Source organism: Streptomyces sp. YS415 (genome assembly GCF_023544665.1).
Lineage (GTDB): Bacteria > Actinomycetota > Actinomycetes > Streptomycetales > Streptomycetaceae > Streptomyces.
This window is the reverse complement of record NZ_JAMJFL010000011.1, coordinates 175308-196109: the sequence shown is the minus strand read 5'-3', so window position 1 is coordinate 196109 and position 20802 is coordinate 175308. Positions and strand designations below refer to the sequence as shown.

The window sequence follows — 20802 nt, the reverse complement described above, 5'->3', positions numbered from 1 at the left end:
CTTCCCAGCGAACCCCAACGCCCCTGGGACGTACGGGTGAACGGCAGCCGACACGATGGAGTTGCCGCTGGTCGGGTGTCCGTATCGCGGACATGGCGTGTCATCCCATGGGACGAGGAGTAGGGTGCAGCGCATGTCGGCAAGCTCTCGCATCCTCAATCTCGCAGTGATCCCCGGTGACGGCATCGGGCAGGAAGTCGTGGCCGAAGGCCTGAAGGTCCTCTCCGCCGTCCTCCCGCAGGATGTGAAGCTGGAGACCAAGGAGTACGACTTCGGCGCCCGGCGCTACCACGCCACCGGTGAGACCCTCACCGACGCCGACGCCGAGGCGCTCAGGAAGCACGACGCCATCCTGCTCGGCGCGATCGGCGACCCCACGGTCCCGTCCGGCGTGCTGGAGCGCGGCTTCCTGCTCAAGCTCCGCTTCCTCTTCGACCACCACGTCAACCTGCGTCCGTCGAAGCTCCTCCCGGGTGTGGAGACGCCCCTGAAGGGCCAGCCGGCCATCGACTTCGTGGTCGTCCGCGAGGGCACCGAGGGTCCCTACACCGGCAACGGCGGCACCATCCGCAAGGGCACCCCGCACGAGGTCGCCACCGAGGTCTCGGTGAACACGGCCTTCGGTGTCGAGCGGGTCGTCCGGGACGCCTTCGCCCGCGCCCAGGCCCGGCCGCGCAAGAAGCTCGCGCTGATCCACAAGAACAACGTGCTGGCCTTCGCCGGTCACCTGTGGACCGAGGTCTTCAACCGGGTGGCCACGGAGTTCCCCGACGTCACCACCGAGTACATGCACGTCGACGCGGCGACCATCTACCTGGTCACCCAGCCTGAGCGGTTCGACGTCATCGTCACCGACAACCTCTTCGGCGACATCATCACCGACCTCGCCGCGGCCGTCTCCGGCGGCATCGGCGTCGCCGCGAGCGGCAACATCAACCCCTCGGGCCAGTACCCCTCGATGTTCGAGCCGGTGCACGGCTCCGCTCCCGACATCGCGGGCCAGGGCAAGGCCGACCCCACCGCCACGGTCCTGTCCGTCGCGCTCCTGCTGCGTCACCTCGGCTACGACGCCGAGGCCGCCCGGATCGACGAGGCGGTCGCCGCCGACCTCACCGGGCGGGTCGGCAAGCCCGCCCGCAGCACCTCCGAGATCGGCGACGCGCTCGCCGTACGGGTAGCCGGCTGACCCGTCGCGCCACTCGAAGCCACCGGGTCTGTTCAGCACCCGGCGGCTTCCGCATGTCCCCGCCGGGTGTCACCATCAACCCCTGGGCCGCATTCACGCCGTTTTCTTCCACGGCACCCCGCGAGCGATAATCGAACGCGGAGCCGCGGAATGAGGGAATGCTCGGACGTCCTAGCACTGGCCACTGACAGTACTGGCGCGAGCGCGGCCCGCCACAACCAAAACCGGTGAAGGACAACCACTCATGACGACGCCCACGATCGAGCTCAAGCCCTCCGCCAGCCCGCTCGCCGCCGCCGAGCGCGCGGCGATCCTGGCCAACCCGGGGTTCGGCCGCCACTTCACCGACCACATGGTGACCATCAAGTGGACCGAGGGCCGCGGCTGGCACGACGGTCAGCTCGTCCCGTACGCGGCGATCTCCCTCGACCCGGCCAGCATGGTGCTGCACTACGCGCAGGAGATCTTCGAGGGCCTGAAGGCCTACCGGCAGCCCGACGGCACCGTCGCCACCTTCCGCCCGGACAAGAACGCCAAGCGCTTCCAGGAGTCCGCCCGCCGCCTCGGCATGCCCGAGCTGCCGGTCGAGACCTTCATCGAGGCGTGCGACGCGCTCGTCCAGCAGGACGCCGCCTGGGTTCCGGCGCACGGCGGCGAGGAGTCCCTCTACCTGCGCCCGTTCATGATCGCGACGGAGGTCGGGCTCGGCGTGAAGCCGGCCAACGACTACCTCTTCCTGGTCATCGCCTCCCCGGCCGGCGCCTACTTCCCGGGCGGCGTGCAGCCGGTCTCCATCTGGGTCTCCGAGGACCACGTCCGCGCGGTGCCCGGCGGCATGGGCTACGCCAAGACCGGCGGCAACTACGCCGCGTCCCTGCTGGCCCAGGCGGAGGCCGCCGCGAAGGGCTGCGCCCAGGTCTGCTACCTCGACGCGGTCGAGCGCACGTGGGTCGAGGAACTCGGCGGGATGAACCTGTACTTCGTGTACGGCGACAGGATCGTCACCCCGTCCCTCACCGGGTCCATCCTGGAGGGCGTCACGCGCGACTCCCTGCTCTCCGTCGCCCGGGACCTCGGCTACAAGGCCGAGGAGGGCCGGATCTCCGTCGACCAGTGGCAGCGGGACTCCGAGAACGGCACGCTGACCGAGGTGTTCGCCTGCGGTACGGCGGCCGTCATCACGCCGGTCGGCACGGTCAAGCGGACCGGCGCCGAGTGGACGCAGTCGGGCGGGGAGCCCGGCGAGGTCACCATGCGGCTCCGCCGGGCCCTCCTGGACATCCAGCGCGGCACCGCCGAGGACAAGCACGGCTGGATGCACCGGCTCGCCTAGGCCTCGCTGTTCGCCAGGGCCGTCGTGGACCGCGGGTCCACGGCGGCCTTCGTGCTCTCCCGGGCCGTGAGCGCCAGGTACAGGGCGCCTCCCACCGCGCCCGACAGCAGGAAGCTGCAGTCCACCCCGCCGGTCAGCGCCAGCAGCGGGCCCTCGTACGAGGGAAGCGCCACCGCGAGGACGCCGACCGTCGCCCCCAGCGCCCAGGACACCGTCGCCGGGATGTTCCAGCCGCCGGTGAACCAGTAGATCCCGCCCCGCGCGCGGCGGTTGAAGACCTGGAGGGCCTCCGCGTCGTAGACCCCACGGCAGCGCGCGAAGCCGATCAGGGTGATGACCGCCCACGGGGTGCCGATCGCCGTCAGCAGCAGGACGAAGGAGGTCATCGCGTCCTGGGCGGTGGAGGCGTAGTGGCCCACGAAGACGCAGACCGTGGCGATCACCGCGACCGTATAGGTGGCGGTCGCCCGGGAGGCGCGCGGCAGGATGGCGTCCAGGTCGAGGCCCATGGAGTAGAGCATCAGACCCGCATTGCCGACCGAGCCCGCGGAGGCGGCGAGCAGCAGCGGGACCAGGTACCAGGTGGGTGCCGCGTCGACGAGGGGACCGGCGTAGTCGAGGGCGGCGCCCGCCGCGTACGCCGTGAAGGTGCCGAAGAGCTGCGGGACGAGCAGGCCGAGCGCAAGGCCGAGCCAGGTGGCGTGCAGGACCTTGCGGGAGGAGTGGCGGGCCGGGGAGATGTAGCGGGTGTAGTCGCCGAGCAGCGTGATGAAGGCGATGGGGCCGGACAGGCCCGCGGCCACCGCGGCCAGCAGCCACGTCGGCCAGAACCCGCCCAGCAGATAGCCGCCGGCCTCGGGGAGCGCGGTGGTGGTGAAGTCGGGGGCGTAGGCGAGGACGCCGAGCAGCAGCAGGGCCGTCATGCCGACCGCGAGGACGCGGGACAGGGCGAGCAGCACCCGGTAGCCGTAGACCGCGCCGGTGACCGTCGCCGCGGCGAGCAGGGCGTAGACGAGGCCGTAGGAGAGGTCGTTCGCGGGGATGCCGAACAGGCGGGTGAGGACGCCGAGCATCACGTCGCCGCCGATCCACACGGTCAGCGCGGTGTAGCCGAGGGCGAGCAGCAGGCCGACCACCGAGCCGACCAGCCGGCCGCGCACCCCGAACTGGGCGCCGGAGGACGTGGACAGGTTCGTCGCCGTGCGCAGGGAGATCAGGGCGAGCGGGGCGGTCAGGGCGATGCCGACGGCCGTGCCCACCAGGATCGAGCTGACCGACGCCCACCAGCCGAGGCCGAAGGACGGCGGCAGCCACCCGAAGATGATCACGCCGAGGCAGAGGTTCGACCCCACCAGGATCGAGACGAGGTCACGGGGTCCGCTGGTGCGTTCCTCGTCGGGGATGGTGTCGACTCCGCGTCGTTCCATCGGCATGGCTGGTCTCCCTTGATCGGCCGCCTTGAAAAGTTAGAGCGACGCTCAATGTGACGTTTCCAAAGCTGGCGCGTCAATGTTTCCCTCGTGAGAATCTGATGTTTAGAGTGTTGCTCTAACGACTGGAAGACAAGGAGGTGCCCGCGGCATGAGACTGACTCCCACGGAACGTGACCGGCTGCTGCTCTTCGGAGCCGCCGAGCTGGCCCGCGCCCGCCGGGCCCGCGGCCTGCGGCTGAACGTGCCGGAGGCCACCGCCCTCATCGCGGACACCGTCTGTGAGGCCGCCCGGGACGGCCGACGCCTGGCGGAGGCCGTCGAGGCCGCCCGCTCGGTGCTCGGTCCGGACGATGTGCTGCCCGGGGTCGCGGACGTGGTCACCGAGGTGCACGTGGAGGCCGTCTTCGACGACGGCTCCCGGCTCGCGGTCGTCTCCGACCCGATCGGCGCCGGACTCGGGGCGGAGGCGCCCGGCGCGCTGCTGCCCGGCCCCGAGCACCCCGAACCCGAGGCCGCCGTGCGCCTTCCGGTCACCAACACGGCCGCCGTGCCGGTCTCCGTCACCTCCCACTTCCACTTCTTCGAGGCCAACCCGCGCCTCGACTTCGACCGCGAGCGGGCCTACGGCATGCGGCTTGCGGTCCCCGCCGGGTCCTCCGTGCGCTTCGGACCGGGCGAGAGCGCCGAGGTCGGCCTGGTGCCGATCGGCGGCGCCCGGATCGCGATCGGCTTCGCCGGGCTGGTCGACGGGCCGCTGGACGCGCCGGGAGCGAAGGAAGAGGCCCTGCGCAGGGCCGCTGCCTGCGGCTACCTGGGCGTTCCCGGAGAGGAGGCCGCCCGATGAGCCGCCCCGGAGGCCACCCCGCCGAGGCCCGCCGCCTCACGCCGCACGAGTACGCCGCCACCCACGGCCCCCGCGCGGGCGACCGGATCCGGCTCGGGGACTCCGGCCTGACCGTCGAGGTCGAGTCCGACTCCCAGCGCCACGGCGACGAGTTCCTGGCCGGGTTCGGCAAGACCGCCCGCGACGGACTCCACCTCAAGGCCGCCGCCGTCCGGGACACCTGTGACGTCGTCATCAGCAATGTCGTCGTGATCGACGCCGTCCAGGGGATCCGGAAGGTCTCCATCGGCATCCGCGAGGGCCGCATCCACTCGATCGGGCGGGCCGGGAACCCCGACACCCTCGACGGGGTCGACGTCGTGGTCGGCACCGGTACGTCCATCGTCTCCGGCGAGGGGCTCATCGCCACCGCCGGTGCCGTCGACACCCATGTCCATCTGCTGTCGCCGCGCATCATGGAGGCATCCCTGGCCTCCGGCGTCACCACGGTCATCGGGCAGGAGTTCGGGCCCGTGTGGGGCGTCGGCGTGAACTCGCCGTGGGCGCTGAAGCACGCCTTCGCCGCCTTCGACGCCTGGCCGGTCAACATCGGCTTCCTCGGGCGGGGTTCGTCCTCCCACGGCGCGCCCCTGGTGGAGGCGCTCGCCGAGGGCGGCGCGTCCGGCTTCAAGGTGCACGAGGACATGGGCGCGCACACCCGGGCGCTGGACACCGCGCTGCGGGTCGCCGAGGAGCACGACGTCCAGGTCGCCCTGCACAGCGACGGCCTGAACGAGTGCCTGTCGGTCGAGGACACCCTGCGGGTGCTGGAGGGCCGCACCATCCACGCCTTCCACATCGAGGGCTGCGGCGGCGGACACGTGCCCAACGTGCTGAAGATGGCGGGCGTCCCGAACGTCATCGGCTCCTCGACCAACCCCACGCTGCCCTTCGGGCGGGACGCGGTCGCCGAGCACTACGGCATGATCGTCTCCGTCCACGACCTGAAGACGGACCTGCCCGGCGACGCCGCCATGGCCCGGGACCGCATCCGCGCCGGGACGATGGGCGCGGAGGACGTGCTGCACGACCTGGGCGCGATCGGCATCACCTCCTCCGACGCGCAGGGCATGGGCCGCGCCGGCGAGACCGTCCGCCGTACGTTCGCCATGGCCGGGAAGATGAAGGCCGAGCTCGGCGACCCCGGCGTCGGCCACGACAACGAGCGCGTCCTGCGCTACATGGCCAAGCTGACCATCAACCCGGCCATCGCCCACGGGCTTTCGCACGAGGTCGGCTCCCTGGAGGTCGGCAAGCTCGCCGACATCGTGCTCTGGCGCCCCGAGTACTTCGGCGCCAAACCGCAGCTGGTGCTGAAGTCCGGCTTCCCGGCCTACGGCGTGACCGGCGACCCCAACGCCGCCACCGACACCTGCGAACCCCTCGTACTGGGCCCGCAGTTCGGCGCGCACGGCGCCACCCCCGCCGAGATCTCCGTCGCGTTCGTCGCCCGGGCCGCCCTCGACCAGGGCAACGACACCATGCCGACCCGGCGCCGCCGGGTCGCCGTCCGCGGCACCCGCGGCATCGGACCGGCCGACCTGCGCCTGAACTCCCGTACCGGAGCGGTCGACGTCGACCAGCGCACCGGGCTCGTCACGCTCGACGGCGAGCCGCTGCGGTCCGAGCCGGCCGACTCGGTCTCCCTGAACCGCCTCTACTTCCTCTAGGACCCGCGATGACCTTCCGCATGCCCCCCGAGTGGGCTCCGCACGAGCGCACCTGGATGGCCTGGCCCGGCCCCAACCCCACCTTCACCACCGAGGAGGAGCTGGCCGAGGCCCGCGCCGCCTGGGCGTCCGTGGCCCGCGCGGTGCGCCGCTTCGAACCGGTGACGGTGGTGCACGGCCCGGGACAGGGCGACTGTGCGCGCGAACTGCTCGGCCCGGACATCGAGTTGGCCGAGCGCGAGCTCGACGACGCGTGGATGCGCGACATCGGTCCCACCTTCGTCAAGGACGAGGAGGGCCGACTGGCCGCCGTGGACTGGGTGTTCAACGGCTGGGGCGGCCAGGACTGGGCCCGCTGGGAGCACGACTCCAAGATCGCCCGGCATGTGGCCGACCTGGCGGGGGTGCCCGTCCTCCCCTCGACGCTCGTCAACGAGGGCGGCGCGATCCACGTCGACGGCGAGGGCACGGTCCTGCTGACCGACACCGTCCAGCTCGGCGCGGGCCGCAACCCCGACTGGAGCCGGGAGCGGGTCGAGGCGGAGATCCACGCCAAGCTCGGCACCACCAAGGCGATCTGGCTCCCGCACGGCCTGGCCGGCGACTACGGGATGTACGGCACCCAGGGCCACGTCGACATCGTCGCCGCGTTCGCCCGGCCCGGCACCGTCGTCGTGCACAGCCAGCAGAACCCGGACCACCCGGACCACGCCCGCTCCCGGCAGTACCTGGAAATCCTGCGCGGCCAGACCGACGCGAAGGGCCGCCGCCTGGAGGTCGTCGAGATCCCCGCGCCCACCGTCCTCAAGGACGAGGACGGCGACTGGGTCGACTACTCCTACATCAACCACTATCTCTGCAACGGCGGAGTCGTCCTGTGCGCCTTCGACGACCCCCGGGACGAGATCGCGGCCGGGATCTTCCGGCGGCTGTTCCCCGAGCGGACGGTGACGCTGGTGGACGCCCGTACCATTTTCGCGGGCGGTGGAGGCATCCACTGCATCACCCAGCAGCAGCCGAAGAGCTAGGAGCCGTCGGATGGCCGGTGCGCGCAAGCACGCGCCGCCGCGGGAGGACGTCCTCGTCGCCGCCATGGAGATGATCGCCGAGCGCGGGCTGGAGAAGCTCACCATGGCGGCGCTCGGCCGCGAGGTCGGGATGAGCAGCGGCCATCTGCTCTACTACTTCGGCTCCAAGGACGAACTGCTGCTGGCGACCCTGGAGTGGAGCGAGGGCCGGCTCGGCGCCGAGCGCGGCCGGCTGCTGACCCGGACGGGGCCGGTCCGGGAACGGCTCGACGCCTACGTCGACCTGTACGTCCCGGACGGGCATCGCGACCCGCACTGGACGCTGTGGCTGGAGGTCTGGAACCGCTCGCAGAACGCCGACGACGCCGCCCGCGACCGGCAGGCCGCGATCGAGGGCGCCTGGCACCGCGACCTGGTCGCCCTGCTCGCCGAGGGGATCTCCCGGGGAGAGTTCCGAGCGGTCGACCCGGACCGTTTCGCGGCCCGCCTCAGGGCCCTCCTCGACGGCTTCTCCATCCATGTGGCGATCGGGCTGCGTGGCACGGACCGGGCGCAAGTTCTCGGCCACGTACAGGAGTTCCTGCGCGAAGGCCTCCTCGCGGACGCTTGACGGTACGCCCGGGTTGTACTCAATTCTGCGGATTGACGCGGTGGCGCGGGGTGCGTTCCCCTCGACGGGAGCCCTGGCGCAGGGCCGGGGAAGCATCACGGGGGAAACGTGTTCAGAACCAAGCGAGGAGTGTCCGTCGCCGTGCTCGCGGGGGCGATGGTCGCGCTGTCGGCGACGTCCGCGGCACCGGCGCCGGGGCCCGGACCCGAGCGGATCACGCTGACGGCGACGGGGGAGCAGATCGAGCGGGGGTCGGGCGGCGCGGCGCTCACCGCGGACGGGCGCTTCGCCGCGTTCGTCTCGGAGGACCCGGACGTGGTGCCGGGGGACACCAACGAACGCAGCGACGTGTTCGTCCGGGACCTGCGCCGGGGCACCGTCGAGCGGGTCAACGTCTCCTCGGACGGGAGCCAGGCGGAGGGCGGTTCGGGCAGCCACCGGGCGGAGATCAGTGCCGACGGCCGGTACGTCGCCTTCATGTCCACGGCGAAGAACCTCGCGGAGTGGCCCTCCGGACCGCCCGCCGGCCATGTGGAGGACGTCTACGTCCACGACCGCAGCACCGGCCGCACGGAACGGGTCAGTGTCGGCGCCGACGGCGGCTCCGCCTGGGCGTTCGACACCTTCGACATGTCGGCCGACGGCCGGTACGTCGCCTTCGGCGCCTCGGCGCAGCGGATGGAGGGGGCCGCGAACGACCGGACCCTCGCCTACGTCGTCGACCGCCGCACCGGCACCGCCCAGCGGGTCAGCGACCGCGTCCCGGCGGACTGGTACGTCTCCGGCGTCACCCTGAGCGCCGACGGCAGCCACCTCGCCTACGTGCAGCGGCACCCGCGCGGTGGGCGGCACGAGCTGTGGCACGTCGACCTGGGCACCGGGGAGCAGAAGCCGGTGAACGCGGTCGCGGGCGAGTTCACCGACGGCAGCCCGGGGGGCGTGACGCTCTCGGCGGACGGCCGGTACCTCTCGTACGCCTCCTTCGACGAGAGCGTGGTGCCCGAGGCGCCGGAGTACACCTGGGAGCTGTACGTGTACGACAGCCGCACCGGGACGACCCGGTGGATCACCCACGACGGCGCGGGCGGGCTCGGCGCCGGTCTGCTCAGCCCCGACGGCCGCCGTCTCGCCTACACCACCGAGACCCGGTCCGGCGACGAGGTCGTCGCGGAGAACGTCCACGTCCGGGATCTGCGCAGCGGCCGTACCCAGCTCGTCACCCGCACCCTGGCGGGCGGACCGCAGAGCGAGGGATCCGCGGCACCCAGCGCCTTCGCCCGGGGCGGCCGGCTGCTGTCCGTCTACTCCGCCTCGTCCGAACTCGTCCCCGGCGACACCAACGCGGCGGGCGACGGCTTCCTGTTCCGGCTGCGGTGACCCCGGCCGCGGTGACCAGGAACGGGTTCGCATGCTGAGACGGCGGTGAGCGCGGGGGCGGTCTGTGCCAGACTGCCCCCGTGCTCTCGTTCGCCATGATTATTGGCAGCAGGCGCGCCGGTCCGCAGTGACCGCCACGTACGACCAGGTACGGGCGGACACCGTCGTCCTCGACCCGCGCGCAGACCTCTCGCACCCGCGAGGGGTTTTTCGCATTTCTGGCCCACCTGCAGCCGGGACCGTAGCGCGAGGGATCATTGGAGGACGGTGGAGCCGGTCATTCCGGTACAGACCGAGATCCATACCTCAGGAGCCTTCAGACCATGACGGACACCAGCGAGCTCGACGACTCGTTCCACGTCTTCGACACCACCCTGCGCGACGGCGCCCAGCGCGAGGGCATCAACCTCACCGTCGCGGACAAGCTGGCCATCGCACGGCACCTGGACGACTTCGGCGTGGGCTTCATCGAGGGCGGCTGGCCCGGCGCCAACCCGCGGGACACCGAGTTCTTCGCCCGCGCCCAGCAGGAGATCGACTTCCGGCACGCGCAGCTGGTCGCCTTCGGCGCCACCCGCCGGGCGGGCGCCAAGGCAGCCGACGACCCGCAGGTCAGAGCGCTCCTGGAGTCGGGCGCCCCGGTCATCACGCTGGTCGCCAAGTCCCATGACCGGCATGTGGAACTGGCGCTGCGCACCACCCTGGACGAGAACCTGGAGATGGTCCGGGACACGGTGTCGTTCCTGGCCGGCGAGGGCCGCCGGGTCTTCGTCGACTGCGAGCACTTCTTCGACGGCTACCGCGCCAACCCCGAGTACGCCAAGGCCGTCGTCCGTACGGCCGCGGAGGCGGGCGCCGACGTGGTGATCCTCTGCGACACCAACGGCGGCATGCTCCCGGCGCAGGTCCAGGCGGTCGTCGCGACGGTGCTGGCCGACACGGGCGCCCGGCTCGGCATCCACGCCCAGGACGACACCGGATGCGCGGTCGCCAACACCCTCGCCGCGGTGGACGCGGGCGCCACGCACGTCCAGTGCACGGCGAACGGCTACGGCGAACGGGTCGGCAACGCCAACCTGTTCCCGGTCGTGGCCGCGCTGGAGCTGAAGTACGGCAAGAAGGTCCTCCCCGACGGACACCTGCGGGAGATGACCCGGATCTCCCACGCCATCGCCGAGGTCGTGAACCTCACCCCCTCCACCCACCAGCCCTACGTCGGCGTCTCGGCCTTCGCCCACAAGGCGGGCCTGCACGCCTCCGCGATCAAGGTCGACCCGGACCTGTACCAGCACATCGACCCCGAGCAGGTCGGCAACACCATGCGGATGCTGGTCTCCGACATGGCGGGCCGCGCCTCCGTCGAGCTCAAGGGCAAGGAACTCGGCATCGACCTGGGCGGCGACCGCGAGCTGGTCGGCCGGGTCGTCGAGCGGGTGAAGGAGCGCGAGCTCGAGGGCTACACCTACGAGGCGGCGGACGCGTCCTTCGAACTCCTGCTGCGCGCCGAGGTCGAGGGCAAGCCCCTGAAGTACTTCGGTGTCGAGTCCTGGCGCGCGATCGTCGAGGACCGCCCCGACGGCAGCCACGCCAACGAGGCCACCGTGAAGCTCTTCGCCAAGGGCGAGCGCATCGTCGCCACGGCGGAGGGCAACGGCCCGGTCAACGCCCTGGACCGCGCCCTGCGCGTCGCCCTGGAGAAGATCTACCCCCAGCTCGCCAAGCTGGACCTGGTCGACTACAAGGTCCGCATCCTGGAGGGCGTCCACGGCACCCAGTCCACCACCCGCGTCCTGATCTCCACCTCCGACGGCACGGGCGAGTGGTCGACGGTCGGCGTGGCGGAGAACGTCATCGCGGCGTCCTGGCAGGCGCTGGAGGACGCGTACACGTACGGGCTGCTGCGGGCGGGAGTCTCGCCGGCGCAGTAGGCACGGGTCCCAGGGCCGGGGGTGCCGCGCACACGCGGTACCCCTCGGCGGGATTGCCCCCGCCGGGCCCGGTACGTTTGCCCGTTTCGTCAGGTAGCGTCGAGGTATGAGGACTCCGTTGCTCCGGGGCCTTGTGCGGTGGGCCCTCCTTCCGGTCGCCGCCACGCTGGCGGTGCTGACGACGGGTGCGCCCGGCGCGTTCGCCGCCGCGGACCCGTCGACGGTCGCCGAGGCACTGCGCGAAGACCCCGTCTACGTCGACCCGGCCGCCTCCGACCAGCTCTCGTCCGCGGACGCCGAGGCGCTCGCGGACAAGATCAGGGACGCCGACAAACCCGTCTTCGTCGCCGTCCTCCCGGCCGACCAGCCCGAGGAGAACCTCTTCCTGAACCTGCGTACGGAGACCGGGATCACCGGCCTGTACGCGGTGCGCAGCGGCGACCGCTTCGGCGCCCAGGCCGATTCCTCGGTGCTGAGCAACCAGGGAGTGGACAACCTGGTGACGTCCGTGCGGGGCACCGACGACGTCAAGGCCCAGCTGAACGACTTCGTCGACGCCGCGCTGAACAACGTGGGCGGCTCCGCACCCTCCTCCTGGGGTTCGACGGCCGACGACGGCGTGCCGGTCGCCGGTCTGGTCACCACCGGAGTGGTCCTGGCGGCGGGCGGCGCGGGCGTCTACGCCCTGACCCGGCGCCGCCGCCTCGCGCACGAGCAGGAGCAGCGGGCCGCGCTGGAGAAGTTGCGGGTGGTGGTCGACGAGGACATCACCGCGTTCGGCGAGGAACTGGACCGCCTGGACTTCCACCCCGGCGAACCCGGCGCCGACGACGCGATGCGCACCGACTACGAACACGCCCTGGACTCCTACGAACAGGCCAAGCGGCTGATGGCCGCGGCGACCAGACCGGAGGAGGTCAAGGCCGTCACCCAGGCCCTGGAGGACGGCCGCCACGCGCTGGCCCTGCTCGCCGCCCGCCGCGAGGGCCGCCCGCTGCCCGACCGCCGGCCGCCCTGCTTCTTCGATCCCCGGCACGGCCCCTCGGTTGCCGACGCGACCTGGACACCGTCCGGCGGCGCCACCCGCGAGGTCCCGGTCTGCGCCGCCGACCGGGCCCGCCTCGCCGACGGCCGGGACCCGATGATCCGCGAGGTCACCACCGACACCGGCGCCCGCCGCCCCTACTGGGACGCAGGACCCGCCTACGGGCCGTACGCCGGCGGCTACTTCGGCGGCGGCATCCTCCCGGGCCTGCTCATCGGCACGATGCTCGGCAGCATGATGGCGAGCCCCGCCTACGGCGCCGACTACGGTGCCGGGTACGGCGACTTCGGCGGCTACGAGGGCGGTGACGTCTCGGGCGCCGACTTCGCCTCGGACGACTTCACCGGCGGCTTCGGCGGTGGCGACTTCGGAGGCGGGGACTTCGGGGGCGGCGGGGACTTCGGCGGCGGGTTCTGACCGAGGTGGGGCGCGTACGGGCCCGTACGCGCCCCTTCTGCGTCAGGACTCAGAGCCCGGCCGCCGCCGAGGCGATGGCGGAGGCGAAGGTGGAGACCTCGGTGTAGACACCGGGGGCGTTGGGGCGGGCGCAGCCGATGCCCCAGCTGACGATGCCGACCTGGATCCACTGGTTCGCCGCGTCCCGGCGGAACATCGGGCCACCGGAGTCGCCCTGGCAGGTGTCGACGCCGCCCGCGGTGTAACCCGCGCAGATCTCCTCGCTCGCGATGAGACCGCCGTAGCCGCTGTACGAGCGGCAGGTCGCGTCGCTCACGAACGGCACGGTCGCCTTGAGCAGGTAGCGCTGCTGGGAGCCGCCCTCGGTTGCCGCGCCCCAGCCGGCCACGGTGAAGGTGCCGGTGTTGTACTGCGTGGTCGTGGCGATCTTCAGGGTGGGCAGGTTGATCGGCTGGGCGAGCTTGATGAGCGCCCAGTCCTTGCCGTCGCCGTTGTAGCCGGGGGCGCGGTAGACGTAGGTGGAGCGCACCTGGATCCGGCTGCTGGACTGCAGGTCCACGACGCCGGCGGTGGCGGTGATGCTCGTGTTGGCGCCGGTACGGCCCACGCAGTGCGCGGCGGTGAGCACGATCTGCTGGGTGTAGAGGGCGCCGCCGCAGCCCATCGAGAGCCGCACCATGAACGGGAACTCGCCCTGCGCGGCGCGGGTTCCGCCGACGACGGGGGCGGGGGCCGCCTGCGCGGCGGACACGGGCTGGAGGCTGACGACGGCGAGCGCGGCCGTGGCGGCGACGGCGCATCTCTTGAGCGCCTTGAGGAGAGACTTCAAGGGGGTGCCTTCCGTGGGGGTCGGTGGAGGCGTGCCGCGTCCGCAAGATTGTCGCGAACACGTCAAACTGTGCTCGGATTATGAGAACGCCGTGCACGCGAGCACAAGGGGGGTGATCCGGCCACGCGTCATCTAGGACAGAAAGTGGCCTATTGCCCGGCTACGGTCGTCCCATGACCGAGATCGCAGGCCCCCTCTTCTTCGACTCCGCCGACGCCCTCGACGCCTGGCTCGCCGAGCACCCCGCCCCCCATCCGGGGCTGTGGGTCAAGGTCGCCAAGAAGGGGTCGGGCATCGCGTCCGCGGACTTCGCCGACGTCAACGACGTGGCCCTGTGCCACGGCTGGATCACCGGGCAGCGCAAGCCGCTGGACGAGTCGTACTTCCTGCAGAAGATCACTCCGCGCCGGCCCGGGAGCCTCTGGTCGATGGTGAACGTGCGGCGGATCGCGGAGCTGAGCGCCGCCGGGCGCATGCGGCCCGCCGGGGTCGCGGAGGTCGATGCGGCCCGGGCCGACGGACGGTGGGCGGCGGCGTACGAGTCGCAGCGCAACGCCACGGTGCCGGAGGACCTGACGGCGGAACTGGAGCGGAGCCCACGGGCCCGGGAGGCCTTCGAGGGTCTCGGCAGGAGCGACCGCTACCAGGTGGTCCTCGGTCTGCTCCAGGCCCGTACGCCCGGGACCCGGGCGGCCCGGCTCGCCGCGGCGGTCGCCAGGCTCGAGGGTCTGTGGACGGCCGAGCGCCCGCCCTCCTCCCGTGCGGGGGAGTAGGAGGGCGGGCGCGCTCGGGGGGTGCTGTGCAGGAGCGGACGGGTCACGCGTTGCGGATCGCCGAGATGTCGAAGTTCAGCTTGATCTTGTCGGAGACCAGTACGCCACCCGTCTCCAGGGCCGCGTTCCAGGTCAGGCCGAACTCGGAGCGCAGGATCTCTGCCTTGCCCTCGAAGCCGACGCGCTCGTTGCCGAACGGGTCCTTCGCGGCGCCGTTGAACTCCAGGTCGATGGTGAGCGGCCGGGTGGTGCCGAGGATCGTCAGGTCACCGGTGATGCGGTAGTCGTCGCCGCCCAGGGACTCCGCCGCGGTGGAGCGGAAGGTCATGGCCGGGAACTCGTCCGTGCGGAAGAAGTCCGCGCTCTTGAGGTGGCCGTCGCGGTCCGCGGAACCGGTGTCGATGCTGTCCATCTTCACGTCCAGGGAAGCGGTCGACCGGCTCGGGTCGGAGCCGTCCAGGTGCAGCGAGCCGGTGAAGTCGAGGAACTTGCCCTTGACGTTCGTGACCATGGCGTGCCGGGCCACGAAGCCGAGCGTGGAGTGCGCGGCGTCGATGGCGTAGTCGCCGGTCAGGGCGGCGAGCTCCGGGGTGACGGCGGCGGGGGACTCGACGGTGGTCTTGCGGCCGAAGATGCTCATGACGTTCTCCTTGGGGACGGTAGCGCCGGTTAAGTTGAATGTTCAACCAGCTCCAACAGGGACGACAGTAGACCTATTCCGTTGAGAATTCAACTACCTTCGGGGAGTGGTTACCGGGCGGTGTTCGAGGGGAGGAGAGGGCATGCGCTTCACTCGCCGGGCCCTCCTGCTCGCCGCCGGGCTGAGCCTCACGGCGGCGACCCCGCAGGGGATCACCGACCCGTACGCCGCCCTGAGGCGCCGATGGCTCGATCTCGCCCTCGGGACCGGGTACGACCCCACGGCCGAGCCGTACGCCTCCCGCCTCGCCGAGACCGGTGTGCTCGCGCGCGGGTTCCGTGCCTCCATGGCGCCCGCCCCCGGATCCCTCTGGCCCGGCACCCCCTACGACCCGCCCTCCGGCATCACCCGCAGCTACGGCCGGCTGTGGACCATGACCCAGGCCTACGTCCAGCCCGGCACCGGATCGACCGGTGACGCCGGTCTGCTCGCGGACGTCCTGCGCGGGCTCGACCACCTCTCCGCCACCGTCTACCACCCGGCCACCACGCCCTACGGCAACTGGTGGGAGTGGCAGATCGGCAGCCCCAGGCTGCTGATGGACATCGCGGTCGCGCTCCACGACCGGCTCGGCGACGCCCGGCGCACGGCCGCCTGCGCCGCCGTCGACCACTTCGTCCCAGACTCCGCGCTCACCGACTACTCCGGCACCTCCACCGGCGCCAACCGGGTCGACCTGTGCCGCTCCGTCGCCCTGCGCGGCATCCTGGGCCAGGAGCCCGCCAGGATCGGCCTCGCCCGGGACGCGCTCTCACCGGTCTTCCCGTACGTCACCCGGGGGGACGGGCTGTACGCGGACGGGTCGTTCGTGCAGCACACCCGGGTCGCCTACACCGGCACCTACGGGCAGGTCCTGCTCGACGGGCTCGGACGGCTCTTCGCCCTGCTCGCCGGGTCCGAGTGGGAGGTGACCGATCCCCACCGGGAGACCGTCCTCGACAGCGTCGAGCGGGCCTTCGCCCCGCTCGTCCACGACGGACTGATCATGGACAGCGTCAACGGCCGGGCTATCAGCCGGGGTTGTCTCAAGGGCGACGACCGGGGCGTCATGCGCAGCGACCACGTCCACGGGCACGCCGTCATCGCCGCCGTCGCGCTGCTCGCGGGCGCGGCGGGCGAGGCGGAACGGGAGCGCTGGTACGGCTGCATCAAGGGGTGGATCGAGCGGGACACCGTCTCCCCGGTCCTGACCGGGCGGCAGTTCGGGGTCGCCGACCTCGCCCGGCTGCACGCCGTCGCCGCCTCTCCCGTGCCCGCCGCGCCCGAACCCACCGGCCACCACCTCTTCGCCGCCATGGACCGGGCCGTCCACCGCCGCCCCGGCTTCGTCGCGAACATCGCGATGGCCAGCGACCGCATCGCCCACTACGAATGCGGCAACGGCGAGAACCCGCGCGGCTGGCACACCGGCGCCGGGATGCTCTCCTGGTGGGCGGCCGGGCTCGGCGACCAGTACACCGACTGGTACTGGCCGACCGTCGACTGGTACCGGCTCCCCGGGACGACCGTCTCGACGCGGCGGCTGCCCGACCGGGCCGGCGGCGAATGGGGCGAGCCCCGCCCCGACGCGCGCTGGGTGGGCGGCGTGACCGACGGCGAGTACGCGGCGATCGGACAGCACCTGAAGGGCCTCGGCTCGACGCTCCAGGCCCGCAAGACGTGGTTCTGCGTGGCGGACGCGGTGATCTGCCTGGGCGCCGGGATCACCTGCGCCGACGGCGTCCCCGTCGAGACGGTGGTGGACAACCGGAACCTGGGCGAGAGCGGCGAGCAGACCTTCGTACGGGGTGAGGGCTGGGCCCATCTGGAAGGACACGGCGGATGGCTGCTCCCGGACGGGGAGGTGCGGACCCTGCGCGAGGACCGCACGGGCGCCTGGGCCGACATCAACACCGCCGGTACGGCCGAGCGGCGCACCCGCCGCTGGCAGACGCTGTGGCTGGACCACGGCACGGACCCGGTGGACGCCTCCTACCGGTATGTCCTGATGCCCGGCGCCTCCCGCCGCGCGGTCGCCGCCCGGGCCGCCGACCGGGCCTGGCTGTCGGTCCTCGCCAATGACGCCGGATGCCAGGCGGTCCAGGTGCCCTCCCTCGGCCTGACCGCGGCGAACTTCTGGCGGGCGGCCACCGCGGGCCCGCTCACCTCCTCCGCGGGGGCGAGCGTCCTGGTCCGCCGCCACGGCCGTACCGCTACCCTCTCGGTCAGCGAGCCGCCGCGCACCGGCGCACCCGTGGAGATCGTCTGGGACCGTCCGGTGCGCTCGGTGATCCGGGCCGACGACAGCGTCGAAGTGATCGCCACAGGCCGCCGACTGCGCGTCCGTGTCACTCCGGGGATGGCATGTGCGAGCCACGAATGTGAGCTGACTCTCAGCTGACGGCTTTGTGTGACCTCTACAAGCCGAACGCCCTCTGAGCAGTCGGAACGGCTGCATACCGGCACGGTTCTGTTCAGGGGTACCAGGAAAACGGGCCGGAGACTGTACGGAGTCGACGGCCCGCTTTCCCACGCGTTCTTCGTAAGGTCGCTACATGACCGTTTTGGAAGAGACGACGGGTGAGCCCACGGACGCGCGCGGCCGGGTCGCCGAGCTGCACGAGATCCGTGCCCGGGCACTGGCCGGTCCCAGCGAGAAGGCGACCGAGGCGCAGCACGCCAAGGGCAAGCTGACCGCCCGGGAGCGGATCGAGCTGCTGCTGGACCCGGGCTCCTTCCAGGAGGTCGAGCAGCTGCGCCGGCACCGGGCCCAGGGCTTCGGACTGGAGTCCAAGAAGCCGTTCACCGACGGTGTCATCACCGGCTGGGGCACGGTGGAGGGCCGCACGGTCTTCGTCTACGCCCATGACTTCCGCATCTTCGGCGGCGCGCTGGGCGAGGCCCACGCCACCAAGATCCACAAGATCATGGACATGGCCATCGCGGCCGGTGCGCCGCTGGTCTCGCTCAACGACGGCGCGGGCGCCCGGATCCAGGAGGGCGTCTCGGCCCTCGCCGGCTACGGCGGCATCTTCCAGCGCAACACCAAGGCCTCCGGCGTCATCCCGCAGATCTCGGTGATGCTCGGCCCGTGCGCGGGCGGCGCGGCCTACAGCCCGGCCCTGACCGACTTCGTCTTCATGGTCCGCGAGACCTCCCAGATGTTCATCACGGGCCCGGACGTGGTGAAGGCGGTCACCGGCGAGGAGATCACCCAGAACGGCCTGGGCGGCGCGGACGTGCACGCCGAGACGAGCGGCGTCTGCCACTTCGCGTACGACGACGAGGAGACGTGCATCGCGGAGGTCCGCTACCTCCTGTCGCTCCTGCCGCAGAACAACCGCGAGAACCCGCCGCGGGTGGAGTCCTCGGACGCCGTGGACCGCCGTGGCGACGTGCTCCTCGACCTGGTCCCGGCCGACGGCAACCGCCCGTACGACATGGCCAAGGTCATCGAGGAGATCGTCGACGACGGGGAGTACCTGGAGGTCCACGAGCGCTGGGCGCGGAACATCATCTGCGCGCTGGCCCGGCTCGACGGCCAGGTCGTCGGCATCGTGGCCAACCAGCCCCAGTCGCTGGCGGGTGTGCTGGACATCGAGGCGTCGGAGAAGGCGGCTCGCTTCGTCCAGATGTGCGATGCCTTCAACATCCCGATCCTCACCCTTTTGGACGTGCCCGGCTTCCTGCCCGGTGTGGACCAGGAGCACGGTGGGATCATCCGCCACGGCGCGAAGCTGCTGTACGCCTACTGCAACGCGACCGTGCCCAGGATCTCCCTGATCCTGCGCAAGGCCTACGGAGGTGCGTACATCGTCATGGACAGCCAGTCCATCGGTGCGGACCTGACGTACGCGTGGCCGACGAACGAGATCGCCGTGATGGGCGCCGAAGGTGCCGCCAACGTCATCTTCCGGCGCCAGATCGCGGAGGCCGAGGACCCCGAGGCCATGCGCTCACGCATGGTCAAGGAGTACAAGTCCGAGCTGATGCACCCCTACTACGCGGCGGAGCGCGGTCTGGTCGACGACGTGATCGACCCGGCGGAAACCCGCGAGGTCCTGATCCGCTCCCTGGCGATGCTCCAGTCGAAGCACGCCGACCTGCCGTCCCGCAAGCACGGCAACCCCCCGCAGTAACCCACCGGTACCGCTGCGGAAACCTCTCTCACGGAGACTGACACCCATGAACCTCCCTGACATTCGCGTCGAGAAGGGCCACGCCGGACCCGAGGAAGTCGCCGCCATCACGGCGATCCTCCTGGCCCGCGCGGCCGCCCAGCCCGCGTCCGCACCGGCCCACCGAGGCCGTGCCCGGGCAGGCTGGCGCCGCCTGGAGCGCGAGCCCGGCTTCCGCGCCCCGCACAGCTGGCGCTGAGCCCGCGGCACCTGCAGACAGCACGAGAAGGGCCCCTCTCCTGAGGAGAGGGGCCCTTCCGCATACCCGGGACTACCGCAGACGCGCCATCAGGGCGTGCTCGACCAGGGTGATCAGCGCGCTCTTGGCGTCCGCGCGGTGGCGGGCGTCCGTCGTGATGATCGGGGTGTCGGGGCCGATCTGCAGGGCCTCACGCACCTCGTCCGGGTTGTACGGCTGGTTGCCGTCGAAGCCGTTCAGGGCGATCACGAAGGGGAGGCCGGAGTTCTCGAAGTAGTCGACGGCCGGGAAGCAGTCGGCCAGGCGCCGGGTGTCCACCAGCACGATCGCGCCGATCGCGCCGCGCACCAGGTCGTCCCACATGAACCAGAAGCGGTCCTGGCCGGGCGTACCGAAGAGGTACAGGATCAGGTCCTGGTCCAGGGTGATGCGGCCGAAGTCCATGGCGACCGTGGTGGTCGTCTTGTCTCCGGTGTGGGTGAGGTCGTCGATGCCCGCCGAAGCAGACGTCATGACGGCCTCTGTGCGCAGCGGGTTGATCTCCGAAACGGCCCCGACGAACGTGGTCTTGCCCACGCCGAAGCCACCCGCCACCACGATCTTCGCCGAGGTGGTGGAGCGGGAAGGACCGCCGCTAGAGCTTGCGAAGTCCACTGAGCACCCTTTCGAGCAGTGTCACGTCTGGCTGGCCGCCGGCGTTCTCGTCGCCGCCGGGCTGATGGATGGCGACCAGGCCCGCCTCCGCCAAGTCGGCGACGAGAATCCTGGCCACGCCGAGAGGGATCGTGAGCAGGGCCGAGACTTCGGCCACCGACTTGATCTCCCGGCAGAGGTTGCAGATCCGCTGATGCTCGGGCAGCTGGCCCTGCATCTGGTGCGGCTGCGCGGTGGTGTGCACCAGCGCCTCGATGGCGAGCTGGTAGCGCGGGCGCGTCCGGCCGCCGGTCATGGCGTACGGGCGCACCAAGGGGTTGTGTGACGCCCCGGCGGGCGTCGGCTCAGGGGCGCGTCGCTGCGGCTGATGGGGCTGGATGCGCGGCGCCTGCGGCTGGTCGTACGGGGACTGCCCCGGGCCCTGGGGGCCCTGCGGCTGTCCGTACGGCTGCTGCTGCCGCTGGCTGGGCGCGGAGGGGAAGTTGTACCGGTTCTGGGAACCGTCGTTCTGGCCCTGGGCAGGGCCGTACGACCAGTTGCCCGATGACGAACCGTCTGGGGGTGTTGCCACTTTCTCTCC

General features: G+C 71.6%; 18 protein-coding genes. 13 read left to right on the top strand and 5 right to left on the bottom strand.

Features of this window, described 5'->3' with window-relative positions:
• The first annotated feature begins 133 nt into the window (after window positions 1-133).
• Complete coding sequence (locus M8H82_RS16805) at window positions 134-1186, top strand: 3-isopropylmalate dehydrogenase (RefSeq protein WP_250074709.1); 1053 nt, start codon at window positions 134-136, stop codon at window positions 1184-1186.
• A gap of 244 nt (window positions 1187-1430) precedes the next feature.
• The gene (locus M8H82_RS16800) at window positions 1431-2519 is read left to right on the top strand and encodes a branched-chain amino acid aminotransferase (protein WP_250074707.1); all 1089 of its coding nucleotides are present in this window, start codon (window positions 1431-1433) and stop codon (window positions 2517-2519) included.
• Here M8H82_RS16800 and M8H82_RS16795 read toward each other — a convergent pair.
• Entirely contained in the window at window positions 2516-3952 is a 1437-nt protein-coding gene (locus M8H82_RS16795) for a cytosine permease (RefSeq protein WP_250074705.1), read from the bottom strand. The genes M8H82_RS16800 and M8H82_RS16795 overlap by 4 nt on opposite strands.
• Before the next feature lie 148 nt (window positions 3953-4100).
• On the opposite strand from M8H82_RS16795, the gene ureA reads away from it, so the two are divergent.
• The 7 genes from ureA to M8H82_RS16760 all read left to right on the top strand — a co-directional run bounded on the left by ureA (window position 4101) and on the right by M8H82_RS16760 (window position 12910).
• On the top strand, window positions 4101-4796 hold the full coding sequence (gene ureA / locus M8H82_RS16790) for an urease subunit gamma (protein ID WP_250074704.1): 696 nt from the start codon (window positions 4101-4103) through the stop codon (window positions 4794-4796).
• A complete protein-coding gene (locus tag M8H82_RS16785; protein ID WP_250074701.1) occupies window positions 4793-6505 on the top strand; it encodes an urease subunit alpha in 1713 nt (570 codons plus the stop codon). The genes ureA and M8H82_RS16785 overlap by 4 nt, the downstream gene beginning before the upstream one ends.
• An 8-nt stretch (window positions 6506-6513) precedes the next feature.
• A complete protein-coding gene (locus M8H82_RS16780; RefSeq protein WP_250074699.1) occupies window positions 6514-7533 on the top strand; it encodes an agmatine/peptidylarginine deiminase in 1020 nt (339 codons plus the stop codon).
• A gap of 10 nt (window positions 7534-7543) precedes the next feature.
• Window positions 7544-8143 carry a TetR/AcrR family transcriptional regulator gene (locus M8H82_RS16775; RefSeq protein ID WP_250074697.1) on the top strand — a complete coding sequence of 200 codons (600 nt, stop codon included), beginning with the start codon at window positions 7544-7546 and terminating at the stop codon, window positions 8141-8143.
• A 108-nt stretch (window positions 8144-8251) separates the two neighbouring features.
• Window positions 8252-9520, top strand: coding sequence for a hypothetical protein (locus tag M8H82_RS16770; protein ID WP_250074696.1), 1269 nt, complete (start codon window positions 8252-8254; stop codon window positions 9518-9520).
• A 323-nt stretch (window positions 9521-9843) separates the two neighbouring features.
• Entirely contained in the window at window positions 9844-11448 is a 1605-nt protein-coding gene (gene cimA, locus M8H82_RS16765) for a citramalate synthase (RefSeq protein ID WP_250074694.1), read from the top strand.
• Window positions 11449-11554: 106 nt separating this feature from the next.
• Window positions 11555-12910: a hypothetical protein gene (locus M8H82_RS16760; RefSeq protein WP_250074692.1), complete on the top strand. Its 1356-nt coding sequence runs from the start codon at window positions 11555-11557 to the stop codon at window positions 12908-12910.
• A 49-nt stretch (window positions 12911-12959) separates the two neighbouring features.
• On the opposite strand, the gene M8H82_RS16755 is transcribed toward M8H82_RS16760, so the two are convergent.
• Window positions 12960-13739, bottom strand: coding sequence for a serine protease (locus tag M8H82_RS16755; RefSeq protein WP_250074690.1), 780 nt, complete (start codon window positions 13737-13739; stop codon window positions 12960-12962).
• Between the two features lie 173 nt (window positions 13740-13912).
• On the opposite strand from M8H82_RS16755, the gene M8H82_RS16750 reads away from it, so the two are divergent.
• A complete protein-coding gene (locus tag M8H82_RS16750) occupies window positions 13913-14512 on the top strand; it encodes a YdeI family protein (protein WP_250074688.1) in 600 nt (199 codons plus the stop codon).
• Between the two features lie 43 nt (window positions 14513-14555).
• On the opposite strand, the gene M8H82_RS16745 is transcribed toward M8H82_RS16750, so the two are convergent.
• Window positions 14556-15152, bottom strand: coding sequence for a YceI family protein (locus tag M8H82_RS16745; protein WP_250074686.1), 597 nt, complete (start codon window positions 15150-15152; stop codon window positions 14556-14558).
• Window positions 15153-15294: 142 nt separating this feature from the next.
• On the opposite strand from M8H82_RS16745, the gene M8H82_RS16740 reads away from it, so the two are divergent.
• The 3 genes from M8H82_RS16740 (at window position 15295) to M8H82_RS16730 (ending at window position 19568) form a co-directional block, all read left to right on the top strand.
• Window positions 15295-17592, top strand: coding sequence for a polysaccharide lyase 8 family protein (locus tag M8H82_RS16740; RefSeq protein ID WP_250074684.1), 2298 nt, complete (start codon window positions 15295-15297; stop codon window positions 17590-17592).
• A 154-nt stretch (window positions 17593-17746) separates the two neighbouring features.
• Window positions 17747-19330 carry an acyl-CoA carboxylase subunit beta gene (locus M8H82_RS16735; protein ID WP_250074682.1) on the top strand — a complete coding sequence of 528 codons (1584 nt, stop codon included), beginning with the start codon at window positions 17747-17749 and terminating at the stop codon, window positions 19328-19330.
• A gap of 46 nt (window positions 19331-19376) precedes the next feature.
• Entirely contained in the window at window positions 19377-19568 is a 192-nt protein-coding gene (locus M8H82_RS16730; RefSeq protein ID WP_250074680.1) for an acyl-CoA carboxylase subunit epsilon, read from the top strand.
• Between the two features lie 72 nt (window positions 19569-19640).
• Here M8H82_RS16730 and M8H82_RS16725 read toward each other — a convergent pair whose 3' ends face one another.
• A complete protein-coding gene (locus M8H82_RS16725) occupies window positions 19641-20222 on the bottom strand; it encodes an ATP/GTP-binding protein (RefSeq protein ID WP_026248371.1) in 582 nt (193 codons plus the stop codon).
• A complete protein-coding gene (locus tag M8H82_RS16720) occupies window positions 20203-20793 on the bottom strand; it encodes a DUF742 domain-containing protein (protein WP_250074679.1) in 591 nt (196 codons plus the stop codon). The genes M8H82_RS16725 and M8H82_RS16720 overlap by 20 nt, the downstream gene beginning before the upstream one ends.
• Window positions 20794-20802 lie beyond the last annotated feature (9 nt).